Below are 16,713 nucleotides of genomic sequence, written 5' to 3'. Positions count from 1 at the left end.
TTGGCTCTATATTAATGAAATTATTTTTCAATACAGCTTCTTATCAAGTCCAGAGCTGATGTAGCGGCTCTGTCTCTGACGATTTCCCTTGAGCCTGTAGCCATAATTTTATTGACAGTAAACTTATTTTTGTAATAGACACAAACGTAGGCAAGTCCCACGGGTTTTTCCTTTGTTCCTCCATCAGGCCCTGCTATTCCAGTGGTTGAAACACCCAGGTCTGTGCCGGCAGCTCTAGCTGCTCCGTATGCCATTTCCTTTGCTGTTTCCTCACTTACTGCACCGTATTTGTTCAGCGTATCTCTTTTAACATTCAGAGTATTCATTTTCGCTTCATTGCTGTATGTAACGAAGCCCTCCATAAAAACTTTTGAAATTCCCGGATAGCTTACCAATCTCGACGCAACCATTCCTCCTGTCAGTGATTCTGCTGCAGCCACGGTAATATTTTTCTCAAGCAGCAGTTCAGATGCCTTATCTTCGACCTTTCCCGTCTCGGAAACATACGCATTTTCTCTGCCGAACCTTTTAGTCAGTTCTTCCTTGACAGGTTCAATCATTTTGATGCAGTCTTCTTTGCTTTCCCCTTTGGCCGTAATTCTGAAAATTACCTTTCCGGCACTTGCGTAAGGAGCAATAGTCGGGTTTGTCTGTTTTTCAATTATGTCAATTATCATTTCTTCGGCAGCAGATTCTCCTATATTGACAACCACCAGCTTTTCACCGTAGACTACCTGTTTCGTGTACTGCTTCAGATATGGAACAACTTCGTTATCCACCAGCGGCTCCATTTCCTTAGGAGGCCCGGGCAGAAGTATTCCTATTTTCTCTTTTCCGTCTATACTGCCTTTCATTATGCATGCATTTGCAGTTCCGTTAGGGTTGTTCAGTATGACAGAACCCTTTGGGAAATATGCCTGTCGTATATTGTTTTTAGGGAAGTCTCTTTTAATGTGGGTGTACATATCCTTCACATGCTGGAAACTTTCTTCGTCATAAACCATTTCAACGTTGAAGTATTCAGCCAGTACATTCTTGGTTATATCATCCTGAGTAGGGCCCAGACCTCCCGTACAAATCACTATGTCAGCTCTGGAAAATGCGGTTCCAAAGCACTGCTTAATCCTTCCGGGATTGTCTCCAACCACAGTTTGATAATGAACATCAACAGCTATTTCAGCTAATTTTTTAGATATATATTGGGCATTTGTATTGACTATGTCTCCATGCAAAAGCTCAGTACCTACGCAAAGTATTTCTGCATTCATTGTATCCTCCCATAAGTAAATTAATATAAAACTACTATAAATCTAAATATAAAATAATTCAACCCTTCAGCCATAGATTCATCAGCGAAGAATTTCCTCCTTGGTAAGCGCTGCATATCTCTCAGCGTCACCGTAAATTTCATCATGCACATAAAGTGCCTTTTCGGCAAAAAATAGTCCCGTTGTACCGGCATGCTGCCAAACAAGCTCGTCAAACATATAATCCGGGTGCTGTTTTCCGCCTTCAACAAAGGGCGAAAGCTCTATGCAGAACCCAGGCCTTTTCATTTTTGCCCGGAACCAGTTCTCAAAGCCGCAACCGTAAACTTTCGGATCTTGACTTATCTTAGTCTTTCGATAAATATATTTTTTATTTAGCTCATTCATAATTTTTTCGTCAATTCCGCTAAACATACCGTGGGTTCCGCTGTCAGCCCAAAACGTGCAGTTTCCCGAGCAATGATAGGTCGCCATCAGAGAAAAGCTATGTCTGCTGCAGAAATCTGTCAGAGCTTGTGTCTCAGGTTCGCTGCCGGGTGCGAAACCCTTAAATCTGTCAGAGCACGGCACATGGGTTCCCGGAACGCAGGTTCTTATTTCCCAGTTTCCGTCATCAAAATTCTTATTCAAATCAACACCGTTTGCATTAGCCTTCCAGTATGTATGATCCTCGCCCCAGATTTTCATTTTTTTCAGTGCATTATAATTAGATGAAGCTTTTAGTCCGTTATGCACAATATTTAGACCGTCCGGGTTAACAACGGGAATAAAGTACATGTCAACATTATCTATAATTTTTTTCACATCATACTCGCCAAAATTTTTATCTTCCTTATAATAATAACAGTAGTAATCAAGCATCTTCATACAAAGCATAACCGAAAAATCCTCCCGGGCATGTATACCTCCCGCAAGAAGAACGGATGTTCTTCCTTTGCCGCTGCTCAGCTTCAATGCAGCAATATCCCTTCCTTCAACGGATTTTCCTATAATCTCTTTGCTCAAAATGTCGCTGTAAATTCCACACAGCTCATCAATATCTCCATAAATTCTATCTAAATAATAAGTATCAGACGTATCAACTATATGCTTATTCATAATTAACCTCATCATTTGTAATAAAATTATTATAATATAAAAACCTCGCTTTATTCAATAATTTATAAATTGATATACCAACGGCAAAATGTTATAATTAGTTATCAGTCCCAGGGGGGTGGAGTTATGTTGTTTACGAATTTAAATTTAAAACCTAAGACCATTAAAATCATGAGCCTGTCCATGACTCTGGCAGGAATTATATTCATACTTGCATCCGAATACATAGGAGCGCTGGCGGTCAGAATTGCAATGCTTATATTGCTCATATTCTGTATAGTCAACATAAAAATGACGTACAGATACATGACCTCAAAAGAAAAAATAAACTATTCAGTGGCAACGGCGGCATCAATTGCAGGCATAATCAAGACAGAGCTTACGATGCTTCTCATAGGAGCCGTCATATTATACTTTACGGTACCGACGCTGTTTAAAACAATAAAAGAAAAAGATTATTCCGACATAGTAATGATTATAATCAATGTTATAGGAGTGCTGTTTGCTCTCTTCTGCATCCTCAGCGCAAAAGCCGCTCTGAATACAGTAATAACTATAATCGGTATAATACTAACAGTATCAGGCTGCCTGTCATTGTACGAAATCATAGTAAAAAAGCACGGAAACAGCTCAGTGAGCGACATCGGCGACTTTGATGACACAGATGACATGTAATAAAAACCACATAAATTTCAAGGGGTTCGGTATATACTGAACCCTGTTTTTCTACATCCCTTGCCCCATAAGCCATACTTAAACATTAGTAAGTCAAACTGTCCAACCTGTAACACTTCTGTAATATTACTTGCAAAAACATATGCTATATTATATACATGAGATGTTAGCACGAACACTGTGAATATTACAGTAAGGTTACATTGAATCTAATTTTATTGACTACATAATTCTACGGTGTTATAATCTTATAGTCATTGTGCTGACACAATGAAGGCGTCGGGGGCCTGAACACCCGTACAAATTTCACAGGAGGAAACAAAGAATGAAAAAAGTATTATCACTTGTTTTGGTAATAGCAATGGTATTATCAAGCATGAGCTTTGCATTTGCAAGCACATCATTTACAGACGTAGTTGATGGAGATGATTACGAAGATGCAATTAATACATTGGTTGCGTTAAACGTAGTTACAGGTTATGAAGACGGCACATACAAACCTGAAAAAACTGTAACAAGAGCTGAGATGGCTAAATTAATGGTTCAGCTTCTTGGATATGGAGATTTAGTAGCAGGTTCACAGAGTAACTTTACAGATACTCAGGGACACTGGGCAGATCCTTGGATTGCATTGGCAGCAGGAAAAGGCATTGTTATTGGTACAGGCGATGGTAAATTCGATCCTGAAAGAACTGTAACTTATGATGAAGTTTTAACTATGATTGTTAGAGGCTTAGGTTATACTGACGATTGTAATGAAATTAAAGGAACTTGGCCTTCAAACTTCAAAGTAAAAGCTGCAGAACTTGGAATTACTAAAAATGTTAAAATTGATGTTGCTGGAGCTGACAGAGGTGGAGTTGCACAGGCAATGTTTAATGCACTGGAAGCTAAAATTGTCACTGTTGACAACGACAAAAATGTAAAAGACGTTGTTGATGGAAAAGGTAAAACAAAAGAGTTGCTTAGCAGAATAGCAGAATTGGATGAAAACTATGTAGTATCTTCTGATTTATTTGATCCTACAAACAAAAATTATGCAGGCGATTTTGTTGATTTAGCTCCATATATGTATCAGAATTTGGAAGTTTACTTGAATGACGATGACGAAGTTGTATATATTAAAGATTCTAATTCATTAGTTGTTGAAGGTGAAATTGACGAAGTAACTATTTCAAAAAACGGAAAAATAGCTACTGTAGCAATTGAAACTGAAAATGGTTCAATTGAAAAAGTTGACTTTACAGTTGATGATGCTGAAAAGCTTGAAGCTGAACTTCCAGCTAATGTATTTGAAAATCGTGCAGTTAAGAGCGATGCCACTTTTAAATACGTAAACGATGAAGTTGAAACTATTAAAATTGTTGCAAATGAAGGCGACAAATCAAACGGTAAAATAGAAGAGGATGAAGTTGACGGCTTTGTTCTTGAAACTCAGACAAAGGTTGCAAGAGTAGAAGAAGAATATGAAGATGGAGATACTAAAGTTGACGTATTCACATTACCTGAAAACAGCAAAGACGAACCTGATTTCAATAAAATTATAGTTAAGGGTGCGGTTGATTCTCTTGAAGATATAGCAATTGACGATGTCGTTGTTGAATATCTTGCAGAAGATGACGAATTTACAACACTTGTAGTAACAAGAGACACTGTTGAAGGTGAAATTACAAGAATTGGTGGAACTGACGTTTATGTTGATGGTACTAAATACAAATTAAGTACAACATCAGGTGCTGAAGATAGTCTGTTACTTGGAGATACAGGTGTATTCTACTTGGATCATAACGGAAAAATAGCTGCATTTGATGGAGAAGCAGATGGCGCTACTGATTATGTTGTTGTTATTGGAACTGCAGTTGGAAAAATTGATAAAGATGGATTCAAAAACAGTATCGATGATTATCCTAGGTTAAAAGTTATAACTCAGTCAGGAGACGAAGTAATATATAATGTATATGTTAAATTGAATTCTGATGGAAAAATAACAGGAAGTGCAAAATATGAATATGCAACAGAAGAAGGAAACAAGGTAGAAGATTTATTTACAGGCACTCCTACTGATGATATAACAGCAGTAAACTTTGTAAAATTTGAACCTACAGCTGATCCTACGAATTCTGATCTTGAAGCTGAAGATTACACAGTATTAAAAATCAAATTAAATTCTAGCAACGAAATTACAAGATTAGAGGAAGTAGCTTCTGGATCTGTAGATTTAGACACAACAAAATCATCATTTAAATTAGCTGACAATGCTTTATTATTTAGCGTTAAAGATGAAGAAGCAGTTGCAGAAAATAAGTTAGATACTAAGGTTGAAGGAATTGCTGTACGTAATAAAAACGGTGAAATAGAAGTTCTTTTGACAGAAGATGTTGATGGACTTAATTACAAATTTGCATATATTACTAAAGTACAAGAAGCTAAACAAAATGGCGATGAAGTTCAAGCATTAAAGGCTTATTTAGATGGCAAATTGGTAGATCCTCTTTATACAGATGAAGATAGCCTTGTAACTGATGTTAAAACAGTTTATGCATTAGACATTGATGATGATGGAATAGTTACAGATGTAGTTACACCTGGAGCTGTTTCTAGCGATGATTTAGAAATGTTTAAAAATAAAGTGGCTACAGGTGTTAGCAACAGTTCAGGAACTATTGAAATTTCTGGAAAAGGATGGCTGACATTAGCTGAAGATGCTACAATAGTTGAGCTTGATGATGCAGGCGATGTGGATGCTATAAGAAAATTATCTGCAATCGAAAAGAATGAGTCAATACTTGATGTATATGTTTATGGCGGAGAAGTTGTTCTTATAGTAATTAAAGACAGTGACTATAATGAAACATCTGATGATGAAACAGACGAAGATGTAAGAGAAGTAACTTATATTAACTCTACATTTACAAAAGTAGTTGTTGATGGAACTAAGACTCTGACATTTGATTCTGATACAGCAATTTATGGTGAAGATGGTACTATCATTGCTGTAGGGTATGAAGATATAATGGGTGAAACTGAAGATGAAAGAGCTTTAGTAGTAGGTGATAAAGTAAAGGATATAGAAATTAAAGATGGAGTAGTTGTATCTTTAACAAAAATTGTTGAATAATCATTCTTTGCTAAGGTTATAAAAATAACGGTTAAGATAAAATCTTAACCGTTATTTATGTTTTTGGCTCCTTGTCAATTGCTGGGGGTCTTAAATCCTAATACTAAATAAAGTTACAAAATACAATATTATCTATGGCTATTAAGCTAGTACTAGCTTAATAGCCATAATTTTTAATTCATAACATGAAGAATTCTGTTTCTAAACCATTTTGTTGTTTACACTTTCAGTGTATCCATTAGTAAAAGTACAAATAAAAGAATTTAATATGTACTTTTCTCAGCTTTTAATATTTTTCGCACCAAGTTACTTAAAAAGAGTTGTATATGAAGCCGGGTAATAATATAATAGATAAGATAAAAACATAAGGAATAATAAAATGCAAAATATAAAGAAACTACTACATTCAAAATTATTGTATGCAATTATAATAACGTCTATGATTCTATTACTGGGTACAATATATATAAACTCATATTTGAACAAAATCAATTATAAGGAAAAGACACTGCTTCCAAATGAAGATATAAGCAGGACATCAAATGTACCAAGCCGAAACAGCGAACCGAGAGACAGTAGCATAGATTCATTAACAAACAAAAATATAGTTAACATACTTTTAATAGGACAGGACAAAAGACCTGGAGAGGAACGAGCAAGATCAGACTCAATGATTATAGCCTCATTAAATAAAAAAAGCGATTCTATAAAACTGATATCCCTAATGAGGGATATGTATATTGAGATACCAGGATATGAAGACAATAAAATTAATGCGTCTTATGCTTTTGGAGGAATGGATCTCCTAACTGAGACTGTTGAAGAAAACTTCGACATAGGAATAGATGGCTGTATAGAGGTAGATTTTTCCGGGTTTGAAAAAATAATCGATAAAATTGGCGGAGTTGATATAGAATTAAATGAGGATGAAGCATACTATCTTAGCAGGTCTCAAGAATTAAATCTAACAACAGGTATAAACAGTCTGACAGGAGATGTCGCACTAAACTATGCACGAATACGATATGTCGGAAACGATGACTATGAACGCACAGAGCGCCAAAGAAAGGTTCTTGTTGCAGTGTTTGAAAAACTTAAAAATTCTGATATAAAAACACTTCTGGAACTGTCAGACGACATCTTACCTCTTGTAACAACCAATTTAACGAGTTCACAAATTTTGAGCCTGGTAACTAGGGTGATTGTTATGGATGCATCGGGAATAGAATCATACCGTATACCTGCAGATGGCGAATTTTTACCTGATACGATAGGTGGAATGTCTGTGCTTGTTCCTGATTTGCCGGAGAACAGAAAATTATTGAAAGAATATATGGGATACTAGAAAAGATTGTAAGTATTGCAACATTTATATATACAAAAACCATTGAAACATATATAATAAGGTGTTAAAATATTATACGAATGTAAATACAATTATTTCTGTGGGAGAACAATGTGAAAACCAAGAATGAAAAGAAAGCAAATAAAATAAAAAACACTATAACTATAGATTATGAAAATAAAAGACTATCTGTCTTTTACTTTTTGCCACTGCTATTAATTGCGGGATTTGTACCTCTTATAGTCCATGCAAAGTATGTGGATTTGAGCGGAACAACTCAAGCCTTGTACTGGACAGGCCAGCAGCAGTACCTGGATTTTTTTAGCTACTGGAAATCACGCTGGGTAGTAACACTTACAGCAATATCATTGGTATTTTATATAATTTTATATTTGAAAAAGAAATTACCATATAAGAATTTAAAACAATACTATATACCATTAGGAATTTATGCAATATTTGTAATTATATCAACCATATTTGCCATAGACACACAAACAGCACTCTGGGGATTTGTAGATATGTACCAGGGCATGTTTGTGTTGCTAAGTTATGTACTACTTACATTTTTGACTATTAATTTTGTCAACAATGAAAGAGATATAAGGCTGTTCGCCAATGCCTTTTTATTCCTTATGATAGTTGAAGGAATAATCGGTGTAGGGCAATATTTTGGACACGACTTTTTTCAAACAGAAATAGGGAAAAAACTGATGCTGCCGAGTAATTTAGTTGTTGAGGATCTATCATTTTCGTTCGGACCTAAGACAATATATGGTACACTGTTTAATACAAACTTTGTGGGTAGCTTTGCTACTTTAATGTTGCCGCTGTCTGTTGCTTTTCTATTGGGAGCGAAAACAAATAAACAAAGAATTATTTCAGCAATAGCAGTAGTATTGATGATATTTGTATGGATAGGCTGTAATTCAAGGGCAGGATACTTGGGTATGGTAGTAGCGGTAGTATTTGCCTTGTGGTTGTTCAGAAAGATTATAAAAAAATATTGGATTTTGTTTGCTGGATTGATTATAGTTTTTGTAATATTATTATTTGGTCTTAATAAAGCTTCTGAAGGTAAAATATTTACAAGGCTAAAGACATTTAATATAAAAGAACAAATTGAGTTAATAAAGGAAAATAATGAAAAGGCATTTAAGTTTGAAGACATTATTTTAGGACAAGATAGTTTTACTATAAAAACAAACAGAGAAACATTAAATTTTAAAATTGATGGAAATAAGTTATATTTTATGGATGAAAACAATAATGAGCTTGAAATAACCACAAAAGGGAATGAAATTACTATAAATGCTGGAAAATATGCTGGGTATAAAATTAAGATTGCCAAAGATTATCCAGGAGTTATTGTCACAAGAGTGGGCAGAAATTTTAATTTTTATTTTACAAACAGTGGAGTTAAATTAATAAGCTCCGGAGGACGTATAGCTGAGCCTGTAGAAGCAGAAAATTACAAATTACTTGATGGATTAGAAAAGTTGGCTTCAGGCAGAGGCTATATATGGGGAAGAACAATACCATTATTGAACAAATATATAGGCACAGGATCAGGCCCGGACAATTATCCTATGGCTTTTCCACAGGACGATATATTAGCTAAGTCTTACGTATTTGCGGATCCAAATACTGTAGTAGATAAACCGCATAATTTATACCTCCAAATTGCAACTAACACAGGAGTTTTTTCTCTTATGTCCTTATTAGCAGCATGGGGTGTATATATTATTATCAGTTTAAAATTGTATAGTAAAATAACCTTTGATTCACTAGAAAAATTAATAGGAGCATCCTGCCTTGTAAGCATTATAGGATATTTAGCTGCAGCGATTTTTAATGATAGCATCGTAAGCGTTGCACCTATATTTTGGATCATATTAGGATTAGGTATAAGCATAAACTTAAGATTGAAAAACAATGTTGCTTAATGTTTATTGGGGGAACTATGTCAAGTATATATAACAGTATTTATAAATTATTAAATAAATATCGCAAATATGTATTGATGTTTATAGATACATTTATTGTTGTAATTTCATACCTGTCACCGCATGTTATAAGTGGTATTCATCCTGATAAAATTAAATGGTTTATGAATACATGGTACATCTATACAATAATTTATATGGTAACATTTATTGCTATGGGCGTTTACAAAAACATATGGAGATATGCAGGCATACAGGATATATACAAGTGTTTAAAGGCCTCTGTAATAGCTAATTTAGTATTCTTCATACTAACCAGGTCTGCCAACATATTTGTCAGATACTATGTATATTTGGTGGCTTTCATAGTTACAAGCTTCTGTACGATGGCAATAAGAGTTGTGTACAGAGCGGTGCTTATTGTTGGAGAAAGAGGAGCAAAAAAGCTAAGCCATTATACAAATGTTATGATAGTTGGTGCTGGGCAGGCTACAGTTGCTATATTGAATGAGATAAGCAGGAACAACCCCAACAGTTACATGGTTCGATGCATAGTTGATGATGATAAAATAAAAATAGGCAGAAATATAAATTCCGTACCTGTTGTTTCCTCAACGAATGAGATCCCTATTATGGTAAAAAGGTATGATGTTGAAGAAATAATATTGTCAATTCCTTCTGTTGACAAGGATAATAAAAAGCGTATACTTGATATTTGTGCAGATACAAAGTGTAAATTAAAAATTTTACCTGAAGTATACAGCCTTTTGACAAATGATAATGAAATAATGAATAAAATAAGAGAGGTTCAGGTAGAGGACTTATTAGGTAGAGAACCTATTATTTTTGACTGTACTATGACTAAAGAATACATCCAAGGAAAAACTGTCCTTGTGACAGGCGGAGGCGGCTCCATTGGTTCTGAACTCTGCAGGCAGATTGCTTCCTATTCTCCTGAAAAATTAGTTATTTTGGATATATATGAGAACAATGCCTATAATATTCAACAGGAATTAATAAGAACATATGGCGATAAATTAGATATGGAAGTTGAAATTGCTTCCGTAAGAGATAAAAACAAACTGAATCAATTATTTGAATTAAATCATATTAATATTGTATTTCATGCTGCTGCTCACAAGCATGTGCCTCTTATGGAAAAAAATCCTGAGGAGGCAATTAAAAACAATGTAATTGGAACATACAATGTTGTACAGGTTGCCCATGAGCATGAAATTGAAAAATTTGTTCTTATATCAACAGATAAAGCAGTCAACCCAACTAATATAATGGGTGCAACAAAAAGAATTGCAGAAATGATAATTCAATCCTATAATAATCACAGTAAAACAGAATTTGTTGCAGTTAGATTTGGAAATGTACTGGGCAGTAACGGTTCAGTTATTCCTTTATTCAAAGAACAAATAAGAGAGGGCGGACCGGTAACTGTTACTCATGAAGAAATAACAAGATATTTTATGACAATACCGGAAGCGGTACAATTAGTTCTTCGCGCTTCGTCCATGGCTGATGGTGGTGAAATTTTTGTGCTGGATATGGGTGAGCCTGTTAAGATAAAGGAATTAGCATATAATTTAATCAGACTGTCAGGACTGGAGCCGGAAGTTGATATAAATATAGAGTATACCGGACTAAGACCCGGTGAAAAGTTGTATGAAGAATTGCTTATAAGCCATGGTAAAAACCAAATTAAGACAAGTATAGATAAAATATTCATAGAGAGACCAACAGAGTTTGACGAACAGGAATTGTTTGAATTAATAGGACAACTGGAAAAAGCAGCTTATGATTTGGATGTAGATAAAATAATATTTTTAATAGAAAGACTTGTTCCTACGTATAAAAGAACCTTGAATGACAGTGGAGATACGAGTGTTGAATATGCTCATTGTTGATTTGTTTAAGGTAGAATCTTATACTGTTAATTATCATATTAAAGAAATCTATAAAAGTGGAGAATTAGAAAAGTTGGCAACTACCCGAAAATTTTGAGTAGTTCAAAATAAGTTTAACTAGGATTCAAATAGATACGCATCGTTTGACGAATTGATAACTGCAGTAAGGGCATAATTTGTCTACACTAATAGTGAGATTGATTATTATATTTGAGTTGTTGCTTAATTTGCGACAAGTGAAATATTTAATATAATCGAATTTGAGACATTGAAAAATGAATGATCAAGGAATCCTTGACAGTTGTAAATGAAATTGTGACTTAGGTATATCAGGTGATTCTTATGAATAATAAAGGGTTTACTTTAATTGAAGTAATAGTAGTTCTTTCTATACTTGGAATTATATCATTAATTGCAATTACTAGGTTTTTAACTATTAGTGAAAATGTCAGAAGAGATGTATGTGAGGCTAGTAGAGTAGAATTGCACATGAAATATATCTTGTTGAGAATGATAAATCGGATACTGATGTTAATTTTAATGCCTTCTTAAGTCAGTATGATCAGAAAATTTGTCCTGATGGTGAGGCTAGGTGTAGTGCGTATGCTGATGATGTTGGTGGAGTGAATGATTCTGAGGAAGATGATGGTGTGGTGTCGTTTTTGTAGGGTTAAGTAAAATAGATATATACAAATGCTGAAACACAATATGTTGCATAGGCGAAATCGTGATTTGTAATTATGTAATTACGAATTCAGCAAACTTTTTATGTATTTTACGCCGATTCTACGTGAGTATGGTGAAAGGAAGGCAGTGATATCAATAGTTTTAACAGAAAGTCAAAAATGTACATTTTAATTTCTCATTAATTATAGATACATATAGCTCACATAAATTAGAAATCAAGAAGGGGCACAATATATTAAGGTACCTCTATACAATAACATAGACTTTAGATAAGGAAGGATGACGGTAAAATGGCTTTGAACTTGATGTATATAACTAATAATCCAACAATTGCAGAAATAGCTGAAAGTAGTGGTGTAGACTGGATTTTTATTGACCTTGAGATTAACGGGAAAGAAGAACGTCAAGGGCATTTGGATACGGTGATTTCAAGACACCATATTGAAGATGTAAGGAGAGTTAAAAGTGTACTTAAGAATTCAAAGCTACTTGTGAGAGTAAATCCTATTTACGAAGGGTCTGTAAATGAAATTAATAAAGTTATTGATGATGGAGCGGACATTGTCATGCTTCCATTTTTCAAGTCAAAAGAAGAAGTGGATTCTTTTGTAAGATTTGTTGATAAAAGATCTAAAACGATGCTTCTACTAGAGACTCCTGAAGCTGTTGAAAACATTGATGATATTTTGAGTGTTGAGGGGGTTGATTATATCCACATTGGACTTAATGACCTTCATCTTGGATATGGCATGAAGTTTATGTTTGAGCTTCTGGCTGATGGTACAGTAGAGAAGTTATGCAACAAGATTAAAGCTGCAGGCATACCATATGGATTTGGTGGGATCGCACAGTTAGGAAAAGGAGATTTACCAGCTGAAAAGATAATTACAGAACATTATAGATTAGGTTCTAGCATGGTTATTCTTTCAAGAAGTTTTTGTAATGTTAAGCAGATTGGAGAACTATATGACATGAGAGAGCTTTTTCTAAATGGAGTTAAAGAAATTAGAGAATATGAAAAAGAACTTTTTAAAAAAAGTGAAGAGTTTTTTTTAAAGAATAGAATTGCTGCTAATGAGAAAGTTGCTGAAATAAAAAATAAACTTGAAAAGGTACAGAATTGATAAAAGAAGAAGGAGATTCAACAATGTATAAGGTATCTAAACGAATTTTCGATATTTTGCTGAGTGTAGTGATGCTAATTCTTGTAGCTCCGATAATGTTTATTACAGCATTAGTTGTAAAGCTAGACTCATCAGGTCCAGTTCTCTTTAAGCAGCAGCGAGTAGGAAAGAATGGAAAAGACTTCACTATACTTAAATTTAGAACTATGGTTATAAATGCTGAGAAAATGGGAACAGGATTAGATTCATTTGCAAACGACAGTAGAGTTACAAAAGTAGGTAAAATTTTAAGGAATACAAGTTTGGATGAGTTACCACAGTTATTTAATATATTAAAAGGAGATATGAGTTTTATAGGACCGAGACCACCAGTAGTTTACCACCCTTACAAATATGAAGATTATCCACCCGTACCTAAAAGAAGATTTGAAGTTAAACCTGGTGTGACAGGATACGCTCAGATAAACGGTAGAAATGAATTGTCTTGGGACGAAAAGTTTAAATTTGATTTGTTTTATATAGAGAATAGGAGCTTTTGGCTTGATTTAAAAATATTTGTATTGACTATTTTTAAAGTTCTAAAAATGGAAGGTAGTTATGATGTGGAGCAGAATAAGAAGAGTGAAAATGTAGATTAAAGGAGAATTAATAATGAGTAATAATCGTTTGATTTGGTTAAATGGTAAGATTGTCCCACTTGGCGAAGCGACAGTAAATGTTCTGGCACCAACATCACAATTTGGAGCTAATGTATTTGAAGGTATTAGATGTTATTGGAATGAAGAAGACAAACAACTTTATGCATTTAAGTTAGACGAGCATTTCAAACGTTTAAAAAATTCGATAAAAATGTTTCGCATGGAAGATAAATATACTGTTGAAGAGTTGAAAAAAGGATTTATTGATGTGGTGACAGCTAATAATTACAGGGAAGATATTGCCGTCAGACAAACTGTATTTATTGATGGTTTTGGATCATGGATGGCTAAAGGCCCTATTAACATGTTTATTGCTCCTATAGCTAAATCAAGAAATGATTTTAATAATAATAGTGGAATAAAGTGTTGTATTAGCTCTTGGGAGAGAATTAGCGATAAAAATCTTTCGCCAAAAGTCAAAGCAGGTGCAAATTACATTAATAGTCGTATGGCTCAAATGGAAGCAATAGAAAACGGATATGATTCAGCTATTTTCCTAAATAATCAAGGAAAGGTTTCCGAAAGTCCTGGATCATGTCTGTTCATAGTAAGAGATGGTAAACTTATAACACCACCTGTTACAGCGTCAATACTAGAAAGTATAACTAGAGATACAATTATTCAATTAGCAAGAAATGAGTTGAATGTTGAGGTTATTGAAAGAGAAATTGACAGAACAGAGTTATATATATGTGATGAAGTCTTTTTATGTGGTTCAGCAATGGAAATTACACCTGTAGTAAATGTCGATGGAATTCAAGTTTCAAATGGTAACCAAGGCAATATAACCAAGAGAATCCATCAAACTTATATCGAAATAGTGATTGGTAAAAGAGAAGAATACAGAAAATGGTTAACCGCAATATATGCATAATCTGGCTCTGAAATTTATTGAAATAAGGAGATTTTAGCAGTGGACATTAAACAAGAGAAATCATTAAGTATGCAAGATATTACTATTTCTAGTTTTACTGAAGAAGATCTTAATTCTTTTATCGAGATACACATTGAAAATTTGTTTTCAGATAGTGAATTTTCAAATATATATCTTGCCGAAAGATTCAAATATTTACTTCTGAATGAAGATGCTGTTACGGTTTCTGCAAAGAATAATGCTGGGGAAATGTTAGGTCTAGTTTACGGTGGCCCAGAAGGTTACAAGAATAATATGAACAAGCATATAATGAAAAAAATAGTATGGAGTTTATTGAGAAAGCCATATCTATTATTTGGCAGAGAATTTATATACAAGTATAAATCAGCTTTAAATAGACTGACTTTAAAATTGAAACCTAGTAGCACAAAAAATCAGGTGATTATGAATAGTTCCAAAACACAGTATTCACCACCTAGTCCAATTTTAAGACTAACAGGGATTGCTGTATTAGAAGAATTTTTACATTTAGGGATTGGGGAAAAATTGTTGATAGGTTATGAGATCGCTGCAAAAGAAAGAAATTATAAAAGTATTATTTTGGAAACACCTGATACAAATATCAGGGCGATAAAATTCTATGAGAAATTTGGATGGAAGAACTATGTGAGTGAAAATGCAAATATGGGTAAAGTTTATTTTTATAAACTAATCTCTTAAAATAAACGAATGGGAGATAGAAGTATGAATATTACATTTTTGGTAGGGCATTTAGCTAAAGAAAGACATTCGTTGCTATATGAACTTGCCTTAGATTTAGGAGAACACAATAATAATGTTACAGTAATTACAGGCTTTCCTTCTAGAAGAATAACTGAGAAAGTTAGACACTATTACTTGGAACATCCTATTGAACAAGTTTCTGATAATGTAAAAGTAATTAGAGTAGGTTCAAAAAGTGGTGAAGGTAATGGTTTGTTTATACGTATGATTAAATATGTGTTTTTGACGGTTAGTATATATAAGCAAGCTAAAAGACATGAAGCTGATGCCATATATATTTATAGCACTCCTCCCTTTTTAGGTTTGCTAGGTTCAAAACTTAAAAAAATTGCACCGACATTATATAATGCCCAAGATTTATTTCCAGATACGCTTGTGAAAATGAAAAAGTTGAGTGAGAATAATTTCCTTGTTAAGTTCTTAAGAAGTCTTGAAAAAAAGGTTTATAACTCAAACGCAAAAATTGTTACTATATCTGAAGATATGAAAAATACTATTATAGAACAAGGATGCAATGAAGAAAAAGTTGAAGTTATTCAAAATTGGGTTGACATTCAAAAAATTAATAAAGTTGATCGAGAAAATAATCAACTTTTTGCAAAATTTAATTTAGACAAAAATTCTTTTTATATATCATATGCAGGTGACATAGGGTTGTTTCAAAATTGGGAAGTAATATTAGATGCAGCAGAAGAACTCGATAAAGAATTCAATGATATTAAATTTGTCATTATTGGAAATGGTTCATATAAAGATAATATGGAGAAAAGTATCAAAAGAAGGAGACTAAATAATGTATTTATGTTTCCACTGCAACCAATAGAATTGGTTTCGAGTGCTTATAGTTTAGGTGATCTTGAGTTAGTTTCACTAGAAAAAGAAATGACGAAAATTGCACTACCTTCAAAAGTGGGTCAGATTTTAGCTGCTGGAAGCCCGTTATTGGGAATGTTTGATTCAGATAGTTATATTTCTAGTGAGATAAAAAATAAAAATCTTGGTGCAATAGTTGATAATTTCAGAAAAGAGTCTTTAGTTGAACTTATAAAATATTATTATAATAACCAGCATGAATTGGACTCAATTTCTAAAGATGTCAGATTGTATGCTGAACAACAACTGGAAAGAAAAACACAAACTTCTAAATATAATGATTTGTTGAGAAGTATTTCAAGCTAATT

13 protein-coding genes are annotated in these 16,713 nt (G+C 33.7%); 11 read left to right on the top strand and 2 right to left on the bottom strand.

The features are described from left to right. Positions 1-20 precede the first annotated feature (20 nt). Together ACS3UD_RS13050 and ACS3UD_RS13045 are read right to left on the bottom strand one after the other, a co-directional pair. Complete coding sequence (locus tag ACS3UD_RS13050; RefSeq protein WP_308139197.1) at positions 21-1,268, bottom strand: competence/damage-inducible protein A; 1,248 nt, start codon at positions 1,266-1,268, stop codon at positions 21-23. Between the two features lie 81 nt (positions 1,269-1,349). Further along, on the bottom strand, positions 1,350-2,366 hold the full coding sequence (locus ACS3UD_RS13045; RefSeq protein WP_308139198.1) for a M14 family zinc carboxypeptidase: 1,017 nt from the start codon (positions 2,364-2,366) through the stop codon (positions 1,350-1,352). Positions 2,367-2,492: 126 nt separating this feature from the next. Here ACS3UD_RS13045 and ACS3UD_RS13040 point away from each other — a divergent pair, with 126 nt between their 5' ends. The 11 genes from ACS3UD_RS13040 to ACS3UD_RS12990 all read left to right on the top strand — a co-directional run bounded on the left by ACS3UD_RS13040 (position 2,493) and on the right by ACS3UD_RS12990 (position 16,711). Next, positions 2,493-3,041, top strand: coding sequence for a hypothetical protein (locus ACS3UD_RS13040; protein ID WP_308139199.1), 549 nt, complete (start codon positions 2,493-2,495; stop codon positions 3,039-3,041). A gap of 325 nt (positions 3,042-3,366) precedes the next feature. After that, positions 3,367-6,159 carry an S-layer homology domain-containing protein gene (locus ACS3UD_RS13035; RefSeq protein WP_308139200.1) on the top strand — a complete coding sequence of 931 codons (2,793 nt, stop codon included), beginning with the start codon at positions 3,367-3,369 and terminating at the stop codon, positions 6,157-6,159. Positions 6,160-6,538: 379 nt separating this feature from the next. After that, positions 6,539-7,504, top strand: coding sequence for an LCP family protein (locus tag ACS3UD_RS13030; protein WP_440977630.1), 966 nt, complete (start codon positions 6,539-6,541; stop codon positions 7,502-7,504). A gap of 113 nt (positions 7,505-7,617) precedes the next feature. Then, positions 7,618-9,450, top strand: coding sequence for an O-antigen ligase family protein (locus tag ACS3UD_RS13025; protein WP_308139202.1), 1,833 nt, complete (start codon positions 7,618-7,620; stop codon positions 9,448-9,450). A 17-nt stretch (positions 9,451-9,467) separates the two neighbouring features. Next, positions 9,468-11,366: a polysaccharide biosynthesis protein gene (locus tag ACS3UD_RS13020; protein ID WP_308139203.1), complete on the top strand. Its 1,899-nt coding sequence runs from the start codon at positions 9,468-9,470 to the stop codon at positions 11,364-11,366. A 342-nt stretch (positions 11,367-11,708) separates the two neighbouring features. Then, complete coding sequence (locus ACS3UD_RS13015; RefSeq protein WP_308139204.1) at positions 11,709-11,918, top strand: type II secretion system protein; 210 nt, start codon at positions 11,709-11,711, stop codon at positions 11,916-11,918. A gap of 425 nt (positions 11,919-12,343) precedes the next feature. After that, entirely contained in the window at positions 12,344-13,177 is an 834-nt protein-coding gene (locus ACS3UD_RS13010) for an aldolase/citrate lyase family protein (protein ID WP_308139205.1), read from the top strand. Beyond that, positions 13,174-13,815: a sugar transferase gene (locus tag ACS3UD_RS13005; RefSeq protein WP_308139206.1), complete on the top strand. Its 642-nt coding sequence runs from the start codon at positions 13,174-13,176 to the stop codon at positions 13,813-13,815. The genes ACS3UD_RS13010 and ACS3UD_RS13005 overlap by 4 nt, the downstream gene beginning before the upstream one ends. A 10-nt stretch (positions 13,816-13,825) precedes the next feature. Next, positions 13,826-14,749 carry a branched-chain amino acid transaminase gene (locus ACS3UD_RS13000; protein ID WP_374049908.1) on the top strand — a complete coding sequence of 308 codons (924 nt, stop codon included), beginning with the start codon at positions 13,826-13,828 and terminating at the stop codon, positions 14,747-14,749. 39 nt (positions 14,750-14,788) lie between these two features. Further along, entirely contained in the window at positions 14,789-15,469 is a 681-nt protein-coding gene (locus ACS3UD_RS12995) for a GNAT family N-acetyltransferase (protein WP_308139208.1), read from the top strand. A gap of 24 nt (positions 15,470-15,493) precedes the next feature. Further along, positions 15,494-16,711 (top strand): glycosyltransferase family 4 protein, encoded by a 1,218-nt coding sequence (locus ACS3UD_RS12990; protein ID WP_308139209.1) that lies wholly within the window; start codon positions 15,494-15,496, stop codon positions 16,709-16,711. Positions 16,712-16,713 lie beyond the last annotated feature (2 nt).

Origin of the sequence: Sedimentibacter sp. LTW-03 (assembly GCF_052059825.1) — a bacterium.
Lineage (GTDB): Bacteria > Bacillota > Clostridia > Tissierellales > Sedimentibacteraceae > Sedimentibacter.
The sequence above is the reverse complement of the archived record's forward strand: the minus strand, read 5'-3'. Positions and strand labels throughout refer to the sequence as shown.

What these genes read in the sequence shown, in the direction of transcription:
- ACS3UD_RS13050 (WP_308139197.1), bottom strand. Translation starts at nt 1,268, where the DNA reads ATGAATGCAGAAATACTTTGCGTAGGTACTGAGCTTTTGCATGGAGAC.
- ACS3UD_RS13045 (WP_308139198.1), bottom strand. Translation starts at nt 2,366, where the DNA reads ATGAATAAGCATATAGTTGATACGTCTGATACTTATTATTTAGATAGA.
- ACS3UD_RS13040 (WP_308139199.1), top strand. Translation starts at nt 2,493, where the DNA reads ATGTTGTTTACGAATTTAAATTTAAAACCTAAGACCATTAAAATCATG.
- ACS3UD_RS13035 (WP_308139200.1), top strand. Translation starts at nt 3,367, where the DNA reads ATGAAAAAAGTATTATCACTTGTTTTGGTAATAGCAATGGTATTATCA.
- ACS3UD_RS13030 (WP_440977630.1), top strand. Translation starts at nt 6,539, where the DNA reads ATGCAAAATATAAAGAAACTACTACATTCAAAATTATTGTATGCAATT.
- ACS3UD_RS13020 (WP_308139203.1), top strand. Translation starts at nt 9,468, where the DNA reads ATGTCAAGTATATATAACAGTATTTATAAATTATTAAATAAATATCGC.
- ACS3UD_RS13015 (WP_308139204.1), top strand. Translation starts at nt 11,709, where the DNA reads ATGAATAATAAAGGGTTTACTTTAATTGAAGTAATAGTAGTTCTTTCT.
- ACS3UD_RS13010 (WP_308139205.1), top strand. Translation starts at nt 12,344, where the DNA reads ATGGCTTTGAACTTGATGTATATAACTAATAATCCAACAATTGCAGAA.
- ACS3UD_RS12990 (WP_308139209.1), top strand. Translation starts at nt 15,494, where the DNA reads ATGAATATTACATTTTTGGTAGGGCATTTAGCTAAAGAAAGACATTCG.